Here is an 18,140-nt window from a genome sequence, read left to right on the forward strand (position 1 = left end):
AATGAGCCGGACCATGTCTTGGACCGATCGGGCCTTCGGGCCCTACCGTCTGGTGACATGGCTCTGGCAACGCGGACGGACCGACGACCGTCCATGGCACGCACGGTGTGGGACAGCTCCGTCGGGAAGAAGACCGTGATGGCGGTCAGCGGCATCGTGATGCTGCTCTACCTGGTCGCCCACATGATCGGAAACCTCAAGATCTTCTTCGGTCCCGAGGAGATCAACCACTACGCGCGCTGGCTGCGCACCATGGGCGGCCCGGTCCTGCACTACGAGTGGGGCCTGTGGATCGCGCGCGTCGTGCTCGTCGTCGCCGTGGTGGCGCACGCCACGTCCGCGTACCAGCTCAGCCGCCGCGACATCAAGGCACGGCCCAGCAAGTACGTGCACAAGAAGCCGAGCGCCAGTTACGCCACGCGCACCATGCGCTGGGGCGGCATCATCCTCGGCCTGTTCATCGTCTGGCACATCCTCGACCTGACGACCGGCACCGTGCACCCCGGCGGATACCAGCACCTGCACCCGTACCAGAACATCATCGACACGTTCTCGACCTGGTACGGCAACGTCACCTACATCGTCGCGATGCTCGCCCTCGGCCTGCACATCCAGCACGGGTTCTGGAGCGCCGCGCAGACCCTCGGCGTCGGCAGCCGTACCCGTGACCGCGTCCTGAAGACCGTCGGCAACGCCCTCGCCGCACTGCTCACGCTCGGTTTCATCGCCGTGCCCGTGGGCGTCATGACCGGATTGGTGAGCTGAACAACCATGACCTCGTCCCGTGAGTACACCGACTACTCCACCGGTGAACCCGTCGTCGACTCCAAGGCGCCGACCGGACCCGTGCACGAGCGCTGGGACACCCGGCGCTTCGAGGCGAAGCTGGTCAACCCCGCCAATCGCCGCAAGCACACCGTCATCGTCGTCGGCACCGGCCTCGCCGGCGGTTCGGCCGGCGCGACGCTCGCCGAGCAGGGCTACCACGTCGTGCAGTTCTGCTTCCAGGACTCGCCGCGCCGCGCCCACTCGGTCGCCGCGCAGGGCGGCATCAACGCCGCGAAGAACTACCGCAACGACGGCGACTCCGTGCACCGCCTCTTCTACGACACCGTCAAGGGTGGCGACTTCCGCGCCCGCGAGTCGAACGTGCACCGCCTCGCGCAGATCTCCGTCGAGATCATCGACCAGTGCGTGGCGCAGGGCGTGCCCTTCGCCCGTGAGTACGGCGGACTGCTCGACAACCGCTCCTTCGGCGGTGTCCAGGTCTCCCGCACGTTCTACGCCCGCGGGCAGACGGGCCAGCAGCTGCTGCTCGGCGCCTACCAGGCGCTTAGCCGCCAGGTCGCCGCGGGCAACATCGAGCTGCATCCCCGTACCGAGATGCTCGACCTCGTCATCGTCGACGGGAAGGCGCGGGGGATCGTGGCCCGCGACCTCGTCACCGGAAAGATCGACACGTACTTCGCGGACGCCGTCGTGCTGGCCTCCGGTGGCTACGGCAACGTCTTCTACCTGTCGACGAACGCCATGAACTCCAACGCCACGGCGATCTGGCGGGCGCACCGGCGCGGCGCCTACTTCGCCAACCCCTGCTTCACCCAGATCCACCCCACCTGCATCCCGCGCACCGGCGACCACCAGTCGAAGCTGACCCTGATGAGCGAGTCGCTGCGCAACGACGGCCGCATCTGGGTGCCGAAGGCCAAGGGCGACGACCGGCCCGCGAACCAGATCCCCGAGGACGAGCGCGACTACTACCTGGAGCGCATCTACCCCTCGTTCGGCAACCTCGTGCCGCGCGACATCGCCTCCCGCGCCGCCAAGAACGTGTGCGACGAGGGCCGGGGCGTGGGACCCGGCGGGCAGGGTGTCTACCTGGACTTCGCCGACGCCATCCAGCGCATGGGCCGCAAGGCCGTCGAGGCCAAGTACGGCAACCTCTTCGACATGTACCAGCGGATCACCGACGAGGACCCGTACCAGGTGCCCATGCGGATCTACCCGGCCGTGCACTACACGATGGGCGGTCTGTGGGTCGACTACGACCTGTCGACCACGATCCCGGGCCTGTTCGCGATCGGCGAGGCCAACTTCTCCGACCACGGCGCCAACCGCCTCGGCGCCTCCGCGCTGATGCAGGGCCTGGCCGACGGCTACTTCGTGCTCCCGGCCACGATCAACGACTACCTGGCGAAGAACCCGCACCACGACGAGGTGAGCGCCGACCACCCGGACGTGCAGGAGGTCGTCGCCGAGACCGAGGACCGGCTCAATCTGCTGCTGTCCGTCGACGGCGACCGCACCCCCGACTCCTTCCACCGCGAACTCGGCGAACTGATGTGGGAGTTCTGCGGCATGGCCCGCACGGACTCCGGACTGCGCAAGGCGCTGGAGCGCATCCCGCAGATCCGCGAGGAGTTCTGGCGCCGCATCAAGGTGCCCGGCGTCGGCGAGGAGTTCAACCAGTCCCTGGAGAAGGCGAACCGCATCGTCGACTACCTGGAGCTGGCCGAGCTGATGTGCCTCGACGCGCTGCACCGCGCCGAGTCCTGCGGCGGCCACTTCCGCGAGGAGTCGCAGACTCCCGACGGCGAGGCCGCCCGCCGGGACGACGAGTTCTCCTACGCCGCCGCGTGGGAGTTCACCGGCACCGGCGAAGCGCCCACCCTGCACAAGGAAGACCTGGTCTTCGAGTACGTCCACCCCACTCAGCGGAGCTACGCATGAAGCTCACCCTGCGCGTCTGGCGCCAGAAGAACACCGGCGCGGAAGGCGCCATGTCCACGTACGAGGTGGACGGCATCAGCCAGGACATGTCGTTCCTGGAGATGCTCGACACCCTCAACGAGGAACTCATCGTCAAGGGCGAGGACCCCGTCGCCTTCGACCACGACTGCCGCGAGGGCATCTGCGGCGCGTGCAGCCTCGTCATCAACGGCGACGCGCACGGCCCCGAGCGCACCACCACCTGCCAGCTGCACATGCGGTCCTTCCAGGACGGCGACACGATCGACATCGAGCCGTGGCGCGCCTCCGCCTTCCCGGTCATCAAGGACCTGGTGGTCGACCGCTCGGCCTTCGACCGGATCATCCAGGCCGGCGGCTACATCACCGCCCCGACCGGCACGGCCCCCGAGGCGCACGCCACGCCCGTGCCCAAGCCGGACGCGGACTTCGCCTTCGAGCACGCCGAGTGCATCGGCTGCGGCGCCTGCGTGGCGGCCTGCCCGAACGGCGCGGCCATGCTGTTCACCTCCGCCAAGGTCAACCACCTCAACGTGCTGCCGCAGGGCGCTCCCGAACGCGAGACCCGCGTCCTGGACATGGTCGCGCAGATGGACGAGGAGGGCTTCGGCGGCTGCACGCTCACCGGCGAGTGCGCGACGGCCTGCCCCAAGGGCATCCCGCTGTTCTCCATCACGAGCATGAACAAGGAGTGGCTGCGCGCGAACCGCAAGGTCAGCCGCTGAGCCGCACCACCACACGTCCCGCGAGCAGCGCGGGGTGGGCGGGACCGGGAGCAGGTGCTCTCCCGGTCCCGTCATCGCGTTCCGGGGTCTGACGCCGCGTCATGTCGGCGCGGTACCTTCCCCTCCATGTATCCGGGAACGTACGACCGAGCTAGGCCGGCCGTCGTCACGGCCGACGGCGACACCACTCTCACCTACGGCGAGCTGGAGGAGAACTCCCTGCGCCTCGCCGACCATCTGCGCACGCGCGGGCTGCGCCGGGGCGACCACCTCGCCCTGCTCTGCGGCAACAACCCGCGCGTCATGGAGGTCTACTGGGCCGCGATGCGCTCGGGCCTCTACCTCACGGCCGTCAACCACCACCTCACCGCCGACGAGGCCGCCTACATCGTGCGCGACTGCGGGGCGAGCGCCCTCGTCGTCTCCGGGCCGCTGAGCGAACTGGGCTCGGCCGTCGCCGACTTGGCGCCCGGAATCACCCATGTCCTCAACCTCGACGACGGGACCTACGACGCCGCGCTGGCCGCCGCCTCCGCCGAGCCGCCCGCCGTGCAGCCGCGCGGCACCGACATGCTCTACTCGTCCGGGACCACCGGGCGGCCCAAGGGCGTCCGCCCCGCCCTGCCGGAGGGTGACGTGCGCACCGAACCGTCCACGGTGCAGCTGCTCTTCCAGCCCATGTACGGCTTCGACGAGGAGACGGTCTACCTCTGCCCCGCGCCGCTCTACCACGCGGCGCCACTGCGCTTCTGCGGCACGATCACCGCCACCGGCGGCACCGTCGTCCTCATGAACTCCTTCGACGCGCAAGGGGCGTTGGCGGCCGTCGAACGGCACCGGGTCACCCACAGCCAGTGGGTGCCGACCATGTTCGTCCGGATGCTGAAACTCCCGGACGCCGTCCGCGAGCGGTACGACATCTCGTCGATGAAGGTCGCCGTGCACGCGGCGGCGCCCTGTCCCCTGGAGGTGAAGCGGCGGATGATGGAGTGGTGGGGACCGGTCCTGTACGAGTACTACTCGTCCACCGAGGGTAACGGGATCACGTTCATCGGCCCGGACGAGTGGCTGCGCAAACCGGGTTCCGTCGGACGAGCCGGTCTCCTCGGCGAGTTGAGGATCTGCGACGAGGAGGGGAAGGTCCTGCCGCCAGGGGAGACCGGCACCGTCTACTTCGAGCGCGACGAACTCCCGTTCCGCTATCACCGCGACGACGACCGCACCCGCGAGGCCCAGCACCCCGAGCATCCGGCGTGGACCACCACGGGGGACATCGGGCACGTCGACGAGGACGGCTACCTCTTCCTCACCGACCGCAAGGCCTTCATGATCATCTCGGGTGGGGTCAACATCTACCCGCAGGAGATCGAGGACTGCCTCGTCCTGCACCCGGCGGTCGCCGACGTGGCCGTCGTCGGGGTGCCGGACGAGGAGATGGGGGAGTCGGTACGGGCGTACGTGGAGCCCGCCGAAGGAGCCCCGTGCGGACCGGAGTCGGCCGCCGAACTGATCGCGTACGTCCGTGACCGGATGGCGCACTACAAGGTGCCCAGGGACGTCGAGTTCGTCGCGTCGCTGCCGCGCACGCCCACCGGAAAACTGGCCAAGGGCAGGCTCCGTCAGGGCAGCAGCCGCCGCAGATAGGGGGCGGTGCGGCTCCCGGGGTGGGCGGCCACCTCGGCGGGCGGCCCCGCGACGACGACACGGCCGCCCGCGTCCCCGCCGCCGGGACCCATGTCGATCACCCAGTCCGCGCCCGCGACGACCGCCATGTCGTGCTCCACGACCACCACGGAGTGGCCCGCGTCGACGAGCCCGTTCAGCTGCCGCAGCAGCACCTCCACGTCGGCCGGGTGCAGTCCCGTGGTCGGCTCGTCCAGGAGGTACAGGGTGTGGCCGCGCCGCACCCGCTGCAACTCGCTCGCCAGCTTGATGCGCTGGGCCTCGCCGCCGGACAGTTCGGTCGCGGGCTGGCCCAGCCGGAGATAGCCGAGGCCGACGTCGAGCAGGGTCCGCAGACTGCGCTCCACGGCCGTCGCCGCGGGATCGTCCGCGAAGAACGCGGCCGCCGACTCCACCGTCAGGTCGAGGACCTCGGCGATGTTCAGCCCGCGGTACGCGACCTCCAGCGTCTCCGCGTTGTAGCGGGCGCCCCCGCAGGTCGGGCACGGGGCGTACGTGCTCGGCAGGAAGAGGAGCTCGACGCTGACGAACCCCTCGCCCTGACAGGTCTCGCAGCGCCCGCCGGTGACGTTGAAGGAGAACCGGCCCACGCCGTAGCCGCGGGCCCTCGCCTCGTCGGTGGCCGCGAACACCTTGCGCACGACGTCGAACAGGCCGGTGTACGTGGCGAGGTTGGAGCGCGGTGTGCGCCCGATCGGCTTCTGGTCCACGACCACCAGCCGGCCCACGCTCTCCCGGTCCTCCGTGATCTCGCCGATCAGCGTCGACTTGCCGGACCCCGAGACACCGGTGACGGCCGTGAACGCGCCGAGCGGGACGTCGACCGTCACGTCCCGCAGATTGTGCCGGGTCACCGGACCGAGAGTGAACCAGCCCCGGGGCGTACGGACCTGACGTACCGTCACCGGAGAGTCGTCGAACAGGAACCGGGCCGTCGCCGAGCCCTCGACCCCCTTCAGTGCGGCCACCGGACCGCTGTGCAGCACCTCGCCGCCGTGCTCACCCGCCAGCGGACCCACGTCCACCAGCCAGTCCGCGTGCCGCATCACGTCCAGGTGGTGCTCGACCACGAAGACCGAGTTCCCGGCCGCCTTCAGCCGGTCCAGAACTGAGAGCAGCGACTCGGTGTCGGCGGGGTGCAGGCCCGCCGACGGTTCGTCGAGGACGTACACGACCCCGAAGAGACCCGACCTCAACTGCGTGGCGAGCCGCAGGCGTTGCAGCTCTCCGGCCGAGAGCGTGGGGGTGGCCCGGTCCAGGCTCAGATAGCCGAGACCGAGCTCGGTGACCGTGCCGATCCGGGCGCGCAGATCCCCGGTGAGGACGCGCGCGGTCTCGGACGGGTCGGGCGTGTCCAGGACCTCGGCCAGCTCCGTCAGCGGCAGCCGGGCCAGCTCCGCGACGTTGCGCCCCGCGAAGGTCACCGCGAGCGACTCGGGCCGCAGCCGGGCCCCTCCGCACACCGGACACGGAGCGCTGTGCAGGAACTTCTCCGCCTTCGCCCGCAGCGACGGGCTCTTGGAGTCCGAGAAGGTCTTCAGCACGTACCGGTTCGCGCTCATGTACGTGCCCTGGTACGGGCGTTGGATGCGGTTCGCGTCCCGCACCGGGTGCACGGTCACCACCGGCTGCTCGTCCGTGAACAGGATCCAGTCCCGGTCCGCCCGCTCCAGCTCCCGCCAGGGCCGGTCCACGTCGTAGCCGAGCGCCCCGAGGATGTCCCGCAGGTTCTTGCCCTGCCAGGCGCCGGGCCAGGCCGCGATCGCGCCCTCGCGGATCGACAGCGACGGATCGGGGACCAGCAGTTCCTCCGTGGTGCGGTGGACGCGCCCCAGCCCGTGGCACTCCGGGCAGGCGCCGGCCGCCGTGTTCGGCGAGAACGCGTCCGAGTCGAGCCGCTCCGCGCCCCGCGGATAGCGGCCGGCCCGCGAGAACAGCATCCGCAGCGAATTGGAGAGCGTGGTGACCGTGCCGACCGAGGACCGGGACGTCGGCGCCGAACGGCTCTGCTGGAGCGACACCGCCGGCGGCAGTCCGGTGATCTCGCCGACCTTCGGCGCACCGACCTGGTGGATCAGGCGGCGCGCGTACGGGGCGACCGACTCGAAGTAGCGGCGCTGCGCCTCCGCGTAGACCGTCCCGAAGGCCAGCGACGACTTGCCCGAGCCCGAGACCCCCGTGAAGACCGCGAGGACATCCCGGGGGACGTCGACGTCGACGCCCTTGAGGTTGTGCTCACGGGCGCCGCGCACCCGCACGAAGCCGTCGTGGCGCGGGTCGGACGGATCGGGGTGGTGCATGGGGCGGGCTCCCGGTGGTGCGGAGGTCTCTCGTCGTCGAGAACCATGATCCACCCACCGGGGGCGGTGGCGCGCGCCCGGCGGCACGGTACGGACACCCGGGAGAACGTCCGATGAATGATGTGCACATGCCTTGACGGCCGGTCGCGGGCCCACGCACCGTTACGGAGGTCGTCCAGAGGTCGGTCCCGTGGAGGGTTCGTGAACAGCAGACTGCTCGGCGCCGGCGCGGCACTGTGCGTCGTCGCGCTCGTGGGAGCGGCACCGTCACCGGCCGTGTCGGCGCCCCGGCACGGACTGCCGCTGGGCGCGGCCGGCCTGTCCGAGACCCGGACGACGCGGACCCTCCAGCCCGGCGTGACGCTCACCCGCATCGTGCGCGGCACCGACACCCCGGCCATGGACTGGACCGTGGAGCTCTCCATCCCGGGCGGCGCCGGATCCCCCGACCCGGACGCGCCGCCCACCGCGCTCAAGGACGAGGAGAGCGCGGGCGAACTCCTCGCCTCGCTGCGCGCGAAGGGCTTCGACGCCCGCTCCGAGAAGGTGACCACCCCGGCGACCGCCGACTACGCGGGCGGCACGCTCGGCTGGCGGGTCCGCGTCGGCACCTTCCCGGACGAGAGCGCGGCCACCGCCGAACGCACCCGGCTGCGCGCCGCCGGATACACCGGATCCGCCTGGTACACCGGCTGGGACGGCGACGCGGGCGACCGCGGCCCCTGGCACATCGACGTCCTCACCATCGACCCGAAGAAGTTCCACGGCGACCTCAAGGCCTCCTACGGCCCCGACCTGGAGAACCGCGAGACGACCAGCGCGCTCGCCGCCGCCGACGGAGCCACCGCCGGGATCAACGCGGGCTTCTTCGTCCTCGACCCCAAGGCGGGCGCCCCCGGCGACCCGGCCGGCGTCGGCGTCTACGACGGGCAACTGCTCAGCGAGGCCGTGAACGGCCGCCCCGGCCTCGTCGTCGACGACTCCGCGCGCGCCACCGCGATCACCCGCTTCACCTGGAGCGGCACCGTCACCGCGGGGCGCACCTCGCTGCCGCTGGACGGCGTCGACCGCGTCCCCGGCCTGATCCGCAACTGCGGCGGCACCGCCGACGACCTCCCGACGGCCCGCCCCCTGCACGACACGACCTGCACCGACCCGGACGAACTCGTCGCTTTCACAGCCGAGTTCGGCAAGGAGACCCCGAAGGGCGAGGGCGCCGAGGCCGTCCTCGACCGGCACGGCAAGGTCGTCGAGGTGCGCGCCTCGCGCGGCGGCACCCTGCCCGCGGGAGGCCGCAGCGTGCAGGCGACCGGCGTCTACGCCGCGAAACTCACCGCCCTCGCCCAGGTCGGCCGGCCCCTGCGCGTCCGGAGCGGACTGAAGGACGCCAAGGGCCGCCCCGTCACGCCGTCCCGCACCACCAGCGTCCTCAACGGCGGCCCCGAACTGGTCCGCGACGGCCGCGTCCACGTCACCCCGGCCACCGACGGCATGGTCCAGCCCGGCAACCCGAGCTTCTACTACGGCTGGGTGCACAAGCGGAACCCGCGCACCTTCGCCGGTACGGACGCCGCCGGCCGGACCGTGCTCGTCACCGCCGACGGCCGCGGCACCGGATCGCTCGGCCTGAGCATCCCGGAGAGCGCGGCGGTCGCCCGGGCGCTGGGGCTCAAGGACGCCATGAACCTCGACGGCGGCGGCTCGACCACGATGGTCGTCGACGGCCAGGTCATCAACGACCCGTCCGACGCCACCGGCGAACGCCCGGTCGGCGACGCCCTCCTCGTGCTCCCCGCCAAGAACTGAGACCGGCCCGGCACCACAGGAGAAGACGACCCGGCATCACAGGAACGGGAGAGGAAGACCCGGCACCGCAGCAGGAGCACGATCCGCCGCCGACCCACGGGAGCCGCCATGCCCGCCGCCCTGACCCGCCTCGCCGGACGCCTGCCGCTCGTCCTGGCGGCGCTGCTGCTCACCTTCGGGGCGGCGCCGTCCACCGTCGCCGCCCCGGCCCGCCCCGCCGCCGAGGTCGTCGGCGTCACGCAGGTCGCCGAGCGGCAGGTGGACCTCTCGGTCCGCGCGTCGGCGCTCGGCGGCCGGACGGTCAAGGTCCGCCTGCTCACCCCGGACGGCTGGGACCCCGCCGACCCCAGCCAACACTGGCCCACCCTGTGGCTGCTGCACGGGTGCTGCGGCGACTACACGTCCTGGACGAGCAGGACCGACGTCGCCTCCCTCGACAGCCTGCGCCACGTCCTCGTCGTCATGCCCGAGGCCGGCTGGAACGGCTGGTACAGCGACTGGTGGAACCACGGGCAGGGCGGCGACCCCGCCTGGGACACCTTCCACACCCGCGACCTGCGCCGCCTCCTGGAGCGCGACTGGGGCGCCGGTCCCCGCCGGGTCGTCGCCGGACTGTCCATGGGCGGCCAGGGCGCACTCGTCTACGCGGCCCGGCACCCCGGCATGTTCAGGGCGGCGGCCGCCTACTCCGGCTCCGCGCACCCGCTCCTGAACGACGAGTCCACCACCCGCATCCTCGGCTTCTTCGCCGGCCAGGGCACCGACCCGCTGCGCGTGTGGGGCGATCCCGTCGCCCAGCGCGCCGTCTGGGCCGCCCACGACCCGTACCACCTGGCCGCCCGCCTCACGAGGCTGCCGGTCTACCTCTCCAGCGGCGACGGCACCGCGGGACCGCTGGACCCGCCGGGCCCCACGAACGCCCTGGAGGCCGACTTCAACCGGCAGAACCACGCCCTCGCCGACCGGCTGAAGAGCCTCGGCGCCCGGCACCTCACCACCCACTTCTACGGCCCCGGCACCCACACCTGGCCCTACTGGCAGCGCGAACTGCACTCCTCGCTGCCGATGCTGCTGCACGGCCTCGGAGTCCGATGAGCCCCGTCCGGGCCGGCGTCAGGCGGGTGTCAGACGGGCGATCCGGGCCAGCCGCCGGTACGACTCCAGCAGGCCCTCACGGTCGTACGTACTGGTCGTCACCAGCACCTCCTGCGCCCCGCTCTCCTTGATCACCGACTCCAGCTCGTCGGCGACCTGCGCTTCCGTGCCCGCGATGTGCCCGCGCAGCCCCGCCTCGTAGAACTCGCGCTCCCTCGCGGTCAGCTCCAGGGACGCCACCCGCTCGGCGGGCGGCAGCGGCGGGAACGTGCCGTGCGTGCGCGAGTGCGCCATCGACCACGCCTCCGGGATCAGCAGGCGGCGGGCCTCCGGCTCGCTGCCCGCGACCGCGACCGTCCCGGAGATCACCACGTACGGCTCCGCCGCCCAGGCGGAGGGGCGGAACTCGGCGCGGTAGCGGTCGATGCCGCGCAGCATCTTCTCCCGGCTCCGCAGGTCACCGATGACCATGGGCAGGCCCGCGCGGGCCGCGATCGAGGCCCCCTCGCCCATCGCCAGGACGAACGGCGGCACGGTCAGCCCCTCGGACGGGCGGGCGTGGGCGCGCGTCGCCGACGTGCCGGTGAAGAACGCGAGCAGTTCGTCGAGCTGGCCCGCGAAGTCGTCGGCGACGTCCTTGTCCCGGCCGAGCGCCCGGCGCACCCCGTCCGTGAACCCGACCGACCGGCCCAGGCCCATGTCGATCCGGCCCGGGAACAGCGACTCCAGGACCCCGAACTGCTCGGCCACCACCAGCGGCTGATGGTTGGGCAGCATCACGCCGCCGGTGCCGACGCGCAGCCTGCGGGTGGCCCCCGCGACGGCGGCCGCCAGCACCGTCGGAGCCGAACCGGCGACCCCGGGCACCCCGTGGTGTTCGCTGACCCAGAACCGGTGATAGCCGAGCCGCTCCAGGTCCTGGGCGAGGGCGACGGTGTCGCGCAGCGCGTCGGGTCCCGAGTGGCCCTCGCGGGTGCGGGAGCGGTCCAGGACGGAGAAGCGGGTCGTTTCGATCACGGTGGTCACGTTCTGTTCAACGTACTGAGCCACCGGAGATTCCCGGCAATAGGCTGAAACCCATGACCTCCGACAAGAAGCCGCTGGCCGTGTTCGATCTCGACGGAACGCTTGCCGACACCGCGCACCGGCAGCGGTTCCTGGAGCGCAGGCCGCGGGACTGGGACGGCTTCTTCGGCTTGGCCCCGCACGATCCTCCCCTGTCGGAGGGGGTCGCCCTGGCGCGGGAGAGCGCCGAGGAGTGCGAGGTCGTGTACCTGACCGGGCGGCCCGAGCGGTGCCGGGCCGACACCGTGGCCTGGCTCGCCGCGCAGGGGCTGCCCGACGGGACGCTGCACATGCGCCGCGACGACGACCGCAGGCCCGCCCGGCGTACGAAGCTGGAGATCCTGCGGCGCATGGCACGCGGCCGCACCGTCCGGATGCTCGTCGACGACGACGAACTGGTCTGCGACGAGGCGGAGCGGGCCGGATTCACCGTCGTACGGGCCCGCTGGGCGAGCGCGTCGACGGCCCTGAAGGACGCGCAGGAGCGCGAGGGCCGTACCTGACAGCGGGGACGGCAGGCCCGCTCAGTCGCCGTCCTCGAGCCGGAAACCCACCTTCAGACCCACCTGGTAGTGCTCGACCTCCCCGTCCACGATCTGGCCCCTGACCTGCGTCACCTCGAACCAGTCCAGGTTGCGCAGGGTCTGCGAGGCACGGCTGATGCCATTGCGGATCGCCTGGTCGATCCCCTCGTGGGAGGTGCCGACGATCTCCGTGACGCGGTACGTGTGGTTCGACATGGTTCCACCGTGCCCCACCCCGCCGACTTCCGCGAGGGAGCAGGTGTTCGACTTACTTCCCGGTAACTCTTGACCTCGGCAAAGGTCCATACCAAAATCCAGCCACACCCGTGCGAGCGTCGCGCTCGTCCCCCCACGTCGGGCCGAACCTCCCTGTCCGCAGGCAGAAAGTGACCCACGTGATCTCCCGCCGTGCCGTGCTGTCCTCCGGTCTCCTCGTCGCCGCGTCCGGCCTGCTGACGACGGCGTGCAATGTGCTGCCGGGCGGTGACGCGGGACGGACCACCATCACCGTGTGGCTCATGCAGGGCAGCGCGTCGGACGCCTTCATCGACCGGTTCACCAAGGAGTTCGAGGCCGAGCACGGCGATCTGCGGCTCGATGTCCGGATCCAGGAGTGGACCGGCATCGGCGCGAAGGTCACCAAGGCGCTCGCCGTCAAGGGCGGGGGCTCCGGCGTCCCCGACGTCATCGAGGTCGGCAACACCCAGGTCCCCGGATACGCCGACGGGGACGGGCTCCTGGAGCTCTCCCTGGAGTCCGCGCGCGACCTCGGCATGGACGACTGGCTGCCCGGCCTCGCCGAGCCCGGCGCCGACAACGGCCGCCAGTTCGGGATCCCCTGGTACGCCGCCAACCGCGTCGTCATCTACAACACGTCCCTCTTCGACGCGGCCGGCATCAAGAAGCCGCCGAAGACCCGTGACGAGTGGCTCGACATGACGCGCCGCCTCGACTCCGGCGGCACGCAGGGCATCTACCTCGCCGGGCAGGACTGGTACACGCTGTCGGGCTTCATCTGGGACGAGGGCGGCGAACTCGCCCACGAGTCGGCCGGCACCTGGACCGGCGCCCTCGACACCGACGCGGCCCTGCGCGGCATGGCCTTCTACGGGCAGCTCCAGGCGCTCGGCGACGGCCCCAAGGACGCCGACGAGGAGCACCCCTCGCAGGCCGACCGGTTCGCCGAGGGCGATGTCGCCCAGATCATCTCGGTGCCGGGCGCGGCCCAGCGCATCCTCCAGAAGAACCCGTCCCTGAAGAACAAGCTGGGCTTCTTCCCGATCCCGGGGAAGTCGGCGGGACGGGCGGGCGCCGTGTTCACCGGCGGCTCGGACCTCGTGATCCCCGCGCACACCGCCCACCGCTCGGGCGCGGTCGCGGTGGTGGAGGCCCTGGCCGGGAAGAAGTGGAACACCGACCTGGCCAGGACCATGAACTACGTGCCGAACAAGACCACGCTCGCCGCCGCGGTGGCCGGTGAGCCCGGCGTCGCCGCGATGGCCGTGGGCGCCGCCCACGGCAAGGCGACCCCGGCCTCACCCCTCTGGGCGACCGTGGAGGCCGCCGACAACCCCATCAAGTCCTACATGTCCCGGGTACTGATGGGCGGCGACCCCAAGACGGAGGCCAAGAAGGCGTCGAGGGAGATCACCAAGCGCCTGGACGACCGAGGGGAGTAGGCGAGCGCCCCGCCAGGGGCGCGGGGAACTGCGCGACCGGCCACGACGCACCGCCACCCTGACGACTCCTCAGCCCCCGACAGTGCTGAGGGACAGCGCGAACCGCCCGGCGTCATCGGTCCACCAGTGCGTCAACTCCATCCCGGCGGAACGCAGTTCACCCGCGACCCCGCCCCGCCGGAACTTGGCGGACACCTCGGTCCGCACCTCCTCACCCGCCGCGAACTCGACGACCAGATCCACCGCCGGAATCTTGACGACCTGCTTCCGGGCGGAGCGCAACCGCATCTCGATCCACTCCGCCCGGTCGTCCCACCGGGCGACGTGCGTGAAGGCGCCCGGATCGAAATCGGCGCCGAGCTCCCGGTTCATCACGGCCAGGACGTTCTTGTTGAACGCGGCCGTGACCCCGGCCGCGTCGTCGTACGCGGCGACCAGCTCCGCCTCGTCCTTGACCAGATCCGTACCGAGCAGGAAGAAGTCGCCGGGCGACAGCAGCCCGCGCACCGACGCGAGGAACTCCGCGCGCTCCTCGGGCAGCAGATTGCCGATCGTGCCCCCGAGGAACGCCACCAGCCGCGGCCCCGGCGTCGCGGGCAGCGCGAGATCGCGGGTGAAGTCGGCGACGAGCGCGTGGATGCCGAGCCCGGGCCGCTCGGCGAGCAGCGAGCGCGCCGCACCCCGCAGCGCGCTCTCGCTGACGTCCACCGGCACGTACGCCGCCAGCCCGGGCAGCGCGTCCAGCAGATGGCGGGTCTTGTCGGACGAGCCCGAGCCCAGCTCGACCAGCGTGAGCGCCCCGGTCGCCGCCGCGATCGCGGGCGAGCGGGCCAGCAGGATCTCCCGCTCGGCGCGGGTCGGGTAGTACTCGGGCAGCGTGGTGATCTCGTCGAACAGCTCGCTGCCGCGCGCGTCGTAGAACCACTTGGGCGGCAGCGTCTTGGGGGTGCGGGTCAGACCGTGCAGGACGTCGGCCCGCAGGGCCGCGTCGGTCGCGTCCACGGGCAGGGTGCGGGTGACGTCAAATGTGGGGTTCGTGGTCACTCGGCAGGCTCCTTGAGCGGGGTGAGCAGGACGTCGGTGCGGCTCGCGGCGAGCAGGGTGCGGTCGGGCACCTCGGTCCAGCGCGGATCGTCGTCGTAGGGCTCGGAGGCGACGACGGTGCCGCCGCCGGGGTCCGCGAGGTACCACAGGGTGTCGCCCCAGGCCGTCGCGGCGATCGTCTCGCCGTTGGTGAGCAGGAGGTTCAGCCGGGCCGCGGGCTGCGCCGCGGCCACGTCGAGCACGGTGTCGGCCAGCGCCTGGGCGGGCTCGTCCCCGGTGCGCAGCCGGTGCAGGGCGAGCGCCCACAGGAACGCCGCGTCGCACCGCGCCTCCATCGACAGCAGGTCGGCGGCGGGCAGCGCGGGCACGAGCGACGCCAGCGACCCGGGCCAGCCCGGCACCGCCCCGTTGTGGCTGAACAGCCAGGGGCCCGCCGCGTACGGCGCCGCCGCGGCCTCCCCGTCGGCGCCCGCGAGCGTCGCGTCCCGTACGGCGGCCAGCAGTGCCCCGGAGCGGACGACCCGGGTCAGATCCGCGTACGAGGCATCGCCCCAGACCGGCCCGGAGCGGCGGTAGCGGGCGGGCACCGGGTCGCCGTCCGCGTACCAGCCCACGCCGAACCCGTCGGCGTTGACGGTGCCGTGCCGCTGTCTGCGCGGCGCCCAGGACTGCCGGAACAGACTGTGCGGCGGTGCGTTGAGCACCTCGCCGAGCGCCACCGGCGGTCCCAGGTAGGCGAGATGACGGCACATCAGGAACCGTCCTTCCGTGCCTGCGCGTCCCGCGCCGTGCGGAAGCCGGAGAAGATCTGGCGGCGCACCGGATAGTCCCAGTTGCGGAACGTGCCCCGGCACACCACCTGGTCCACCGCGAACGAGCCGCCGCGCAGCACCTTGTGGTCGGAGCCGAAGAACACCTCCGAGTACTCGCGGTACGGGTAGGCGGCGAAGCCGGGATAGGGCAGGAAGTCGCTGGACGTCCACTCCCACACGTCGCCGATCAGCTGCCGCACCCCGAGCGGGGACTCGCCGAGCGGATAGCTGCCGGCCGGGGCCGGGCGCAGATGGCGCTGGCCCAGGTTCGCCCGCTCCGGCGTCGGATCGGCGTCGCCCCACGGGTAGCGCGTCGAGCGGCCCGTCGCCGGGTCGAAGCGGGCCGCCTTCTCCCACTCCTCCTCCGTCGGCAGCCGGCGCCCCGCCCAGCGGGCATAGGCGTCTGCCTCGTACCAGCTCACGTGCAGCACCGGCTCGTCGGGCGGTACCACCTCCGTCACGCCGAACCGCCGGCGCAGCCACTGGCCGCCCGCGTCGCGCCGCCAGAACAGCGGTGCCTCCAGGCCGTGGTCGCGCACCATGTCCCAGCCCGCCGGCGACCACCAGTCGGGCGTGCGGTAGCCGCCGTCCGCGATGAACTCCAGATACGAGCCGTTCGTCACCGGTGTCGTGTCGATGTGGAACGGCGGCACCAGACGGGTGTGCGCCGGGCGTTCGTTGTCCAGCGCCCAGGGCTCCGCCGACGTGCCCATCGTGAACGGGCCGCCGGGGACGAGCACTTCGGCCGGTCCGGAGAAGGGGCCGGTCAGAGGATCGGGGTCCGGCGCGGTCAACGCGGCCCCTCCGGTACGCAGTTGATGGGTGATCAGCATCGTCTCGTCGTGCTGCTGCTCGTGCTGGGCGATCATGCCGAACGCGAAGCCCGACCGTGTCAGTCGCGCACCGCCCTCGACGTCGAAGGACGCGCCGGCCAGCACGTCCAGGGCCCGCCCGCGCACCTCCGCCGCATAGCCGCGGGCCTCCCGGGGCGCCAGCAGCGGCAGGCTCGGGCGCTCGGAGCGGGGATGCTCGAACGCGTCGTACAGCGGGTCGATCTCGGGCCGGATCGCCTCACGGCCGCCGACGGCCCGCAGCAGCCACTGCTCCTCCTGATTGCCGATGTGCGCGAGGTCCCACACCAGCGGAGACATCAACGGCGAGTGCTGCGCCGTCAGTTCGGGCTCCTCGACACAGCTCGTGAGCAGGGTCGTGCGCCGGCGTGCGGTCTCCAGGGCATCGACCGCGCGCCGCCTGAGGGCCTCGGGGTCCATGGCCCCGTTCTCCTGGTTCTCCCGACTGGTCATGAGCGGACGGTCCTCCCCTGTGCGGATGCGGTGGCGGAGTCGCCGAGCAGATCGAGCACGTCGTCGGCGGGGCAGCGGCCACGCAGGACGTAGCGCTGGGTGAAGTCGGCGACGGCCCGGCACACCTCGGGGTCCGCGCCGATCCGGGGGAGCGCGTCGAGCGCCGCGGTGAAGCAGGCCGTGGCCGCCTCCCGCAGCTCCGGATCGGTGAGGGCGAGGCGGGCCGCGTCCTGCCACAGCGGATTGTGCGGCGCGGGCAGCGGCGCGGAACGCTCCGCCAGCCGTTTCACGGCCCGGTAGGCGGTCTCGGCGGCCTGCGGGTCGTCGAACAGGGCCGTCGTCACGGCGAGCGGGATCAGCCAGCCGTCGTCGCCGGGCTGGGCGTCGATCATGCGGAGTTCGAGGTGGCCGCGCGGGCGCACCGGCGGGAACAGCGTGGTCAGGTGGTAGTCGAGGTCCGACCGGGTCGGTGGCCGCGGGACGCCCGTGCGCACCCACTCGCGGAAGGTCAGCCGCTCGGGCACCTCCCACGGCCCGCTGTCCCGGCGCACACACATCACCGGCGCGTCGAGGACGTGCCGCGCCCACGCGGTGCGGGGCTCGGCGGCCGGGCCCGGGGCGCCGGAGCGTCCCGGGTCGATGCGCTCCCACAGAAGCTGCCGGGTGGAGCGCCAGCCGGTGGCCCGCCCGGACAGCATCGGAGAGTTGGCGAAGGCGGCCACCAGGACGGCGCCGAGCAGATGGGACAGCACCCAGCGCCTGCCGTGCCCCAGCGGGCCCGGTTCCTCGTACCCGGCGTCCAGGCACACCTGCACGGACGCCGACGAGCACATCATGGAGCGGCCGGCGGGACCGGCCCGGTCGAGGGACGCCTCCAGGGCGTCGTAGCGGGGTTCGCGCAGGACACGGCGGGGTGGCCGCCAGGGATCGGTGCCCTGGCCCGAGAGGACCAGCCCATGGTCACGGAGCACGGTGCGGACGGCGGTCAGATCGGCCCGCATGGCCGAGACGCATTCCGTCAGGGTGGCGGCGGGGAGCGAACTGAGCTCCAGCTGGCCGCCGGGTTCCACGGTGAGTGCCGAGCGCAGGGGCACGGCGCGCAGCGCGACATACGCCGCGTCGAGTCGTTCGGGAGGTAACGGGAGCCAGGGCGTCCCCTGCGGACGCGGCTCGTGGACGATCCATTCCAGCTCGACACCGACCGCGCGGGGCGGGCCGGTCTTGAAACAGATGCCCCGGATCAGGGCCTCCACCTCGGCCTCGGTGCGCAGCACACCGGGGCTCGTACAGTCTGCCTCGCTCATACCGGGATTCCTCCTGGTCCTCACCCGTCCCATGGTCCCCGGTCGGGGGCA

15 protein-coding genes are annotated in these 18,140 nt (G+C 72.1%); 8 read left to right on the forward strand and 7 right to left on the reverse strand.

Translation table 11 applies throughout. The features are described from left to right. Positions 1-93 precede the first annotated feature (93 nt). The 4 genes from ABII15_RS34815 to ABII15_RS34830 all read left to right on the forward strand — a co-directional run bounded on the left by ABII15_RS34815 (position 94) and on the right by ABII15_RS34830 (position 5,117). Complete coding sequence (locus tag ABII15_RS34815; protein ID WP_353947298.1) at positions 94-765, forward strand: succinate dehydrogenase; 672 nt, start codon at positions 94-96, stop codon at positions 763-765. 6 nt (positions 766-771) lie between these two features. Then, positions 772-2,730: a fumarate reductase/succinate dehydrogenase flavoprotein subunit gene (locus tag ABII15_RS34820; protein WP_353946262.1), complete on the forward strand. Its 1,959-nt coding sequence runs from the start codon at positions 772-774 to the stop codon at positions 2,728-2,730. Beyond that, the gene (locus tag ABII15_RS34825) at positions 2,727-3,473 is read left to right on the forward strand and encodes a succinate dehydrogenase/fumarate reductase iron-sulfur subunit (RefSeq protein ID WP_353946263.1); all 747 of its coding nucleotides are present in this window, start codon (positions 2,727-2,729) and stop codon (positions 3,471-3,473) included. Before ABII15_RS34820 ends, ABII15_RS34825 begins: the two co-directional genes overlap by 4 nt. 126 nt (positions 3,474-3,599) lie before the next feature. After that, positions 3,600-5,117 carry an acyl-CoA synthetase gene (locus ABII15_RS34830; protein WP_353946264.1) on the forward strand — a complete coding sequence of 506 codons (1,518 nt, stop codon included), beginning with the start codon at positions 3,600-3,602 and terminating at the stop codon, positions 5,115-5,117. Here ABII15_RS34830 and ABII15_RS34835 read toward each other — a convergent pair. Beyond that, the gene (locus ABII15_RS34835; protein WP_353946265.1) at positions 5,093-7,456 is read right to left on the reverse strand and encodes an excinuclease ABC subunit UvrA; all 2,364 of its coding nucleotides are present in this window, start codon (positions 7,454-7,456) and stop codon (positions 5,093-5,095) included. The two genes, ABII15_RS34830 and ABII15_RS34835, sit on opposite strands and share 25 nt — an antisense overlap. 201 nt (positions 7,457-7,657) lie before the next feature. Here ABII15_RS34835 and ABII15_RS34840 point away from each other — a divergent pair, with 201 nt between their 5' ends. Then, positions 7,658-9,262 carry a phosphodiester glycosidase family protein gene (locus ABII15_RS34840; RefSeq protein ID WP_353946266.1) on the forward strand — a complete coding sequence of 535 codons (1,605 nt, stop codon included), beginning with the start codon at positions 7,658-7,660 and terminating at the stop codon, positions 9,260-9,262. Between the two features lie 108 nt (positions 9,263-9,370). Continuing rightward, entirely contained in the window at positions 9,371-10,357 is a 987-nt protein-coding gene (locus ABII15_RS34845; RefSeq protein WP_353946267.1) for an alpha/beta hydrolase family protein, read from the forward strand. An 18-nt stretch (positions 10,358-10,375) separates the two neighbouring features. Here ABII15_RS34845 and ABII15_RS34850 read toward each other — a convergent pair whose 3' ends face one another. Then, a complete protein-coding gene (locus tag ABII15_RS34850) occupies positions 10,376-11,383 on the reverse strand; it encodes an LLM class flavin-dependent oxidoreductase (RefSeq protein WP_353946268.1) in 1,008 nt (335 codons plus the stop codon). Between the two features lie 53 nt (positions 11,384-11,436). Between ABII15_RS34850 and ABII15_RS34855 the strand changes: the two genes are divergently transcribed. Then, positions 11,437-11,925 (forward strand): hypothetical protein, encoded by a 489-nt coding sequence (locus ABII15_RS34855; RefSeq protein WP_353946269.1) that lies wholly within the window; start codon positions 11,437-11,439, stop codon positions 11,923-11,925. Between the two features lie 21 nt (positions 11,926-11,946). Here ABII15_RS34855 and ABII15_RS34860 read toward each other — a convergent pair whose 3' ends face one another. Continuing rightward, positions 11,947-12,162, reverse strand: a complete 216-nt coding sequence (locus ABII15_RS34860; RefSeq protein ID WP_353946270.1) for a dodecin — start codon at positions 12,160-12,162, stop codon at positions 11,947-11,949. A 170-nt stretch (positions 12,163-12,332) separates the two neighbouring features. On the opposite strand from ABII15_RS34860, the gene ABII15_RS34865 reads away from it, so the two are divergent. Beyond that, entirely contained in the window at positions 12,333-13,625 is a 1,293-nt protein-coding gene (locus ABII15_RS34865; RefSeq protein ID WP_353946271.1) for an extracellular solute-binding protein, read from the forward strand. A 69-nt stretch (positions 13,626-13,694) separates the two neighbouring features. Here ABII15_RS34865 and egtD read toward each other — a convergent pair whose 3' ends face one another. From egtD to egtA, 4 genes are read right to left on the reverse strand one after another with little or no spacing between them, the layout of a single operon-like run. Then, on the reverse strand, positions 13,695-14,669 hold the full coding sequence (gene egtD / locus ABII15_RS34870; protein WP_353946272.1) for an L-histidine N(alpha)-methyltransferase: 975 nt from the start codon (positions 14,667-14,669) through the stop codon (positions 13,695-13,697). After that, positions 14,666-15,421 carry an ergothioneine biosynthesis protein EgtC gene (egtC, locus tag ABII15_RS34875; protein ID WP_353946273.1) on the reverse strand — a complete coding sequence of 252 codons (756 nt, stop codon included), beginning with the start codon at positions 15,419-15,421 and terminating at the stop codon, positions 14,666-14,668. The genes egtD and egtC overlap by 4 nt, the downstream gene beginning before the upstream one ends. Beyond that, the gene (gene egtB / locus ABII15_RS34880) at positions 15,421-16,785 is read right to left on the reverse strand and encodes an ergothioneine biosynthesis protein EgtB (RefSeq protein WP_353946274.1); all 1,365 of its coding nucleotides are present in this window, start codon (positions 16,783-16,785) and stop codon (positions 15,421-15,423) included. Before egtB ends, egtC begins: the two co-directional genes overlap by 1 nt. After that, positions 16,782-18,089: an ergothioneine biosynthesis glutamate--cysteine ligase EgtA gene (gene egtA / locus ABII15_RS34885; RefSeq protein ID WP_353946275.1), complete on the reverse strand. Its 1,308-nt coding sequence runs from the start codon at positions 18,087-18,089 to the stop codon at positions 16,782-16,784. The genes egtB and egtA overlap by 4 nt, the downstream gene beginning before the upstream one ends. Between the last annotated feature and the right edge of the window lie 51 nt (positions 18,090-18,140).

Origin of the sequence: Streptomyces sp. HUAS MG91, from assembly GCF_040529335.1 — a bacterium.
GTDB classification, from domain to species: domain Bacteria; phylum Actinomycetota; class Actinomycetes; order Streptomycetales; family Streptomycetaceae; genus Streptomyces; species Streptomyces tabacisoli.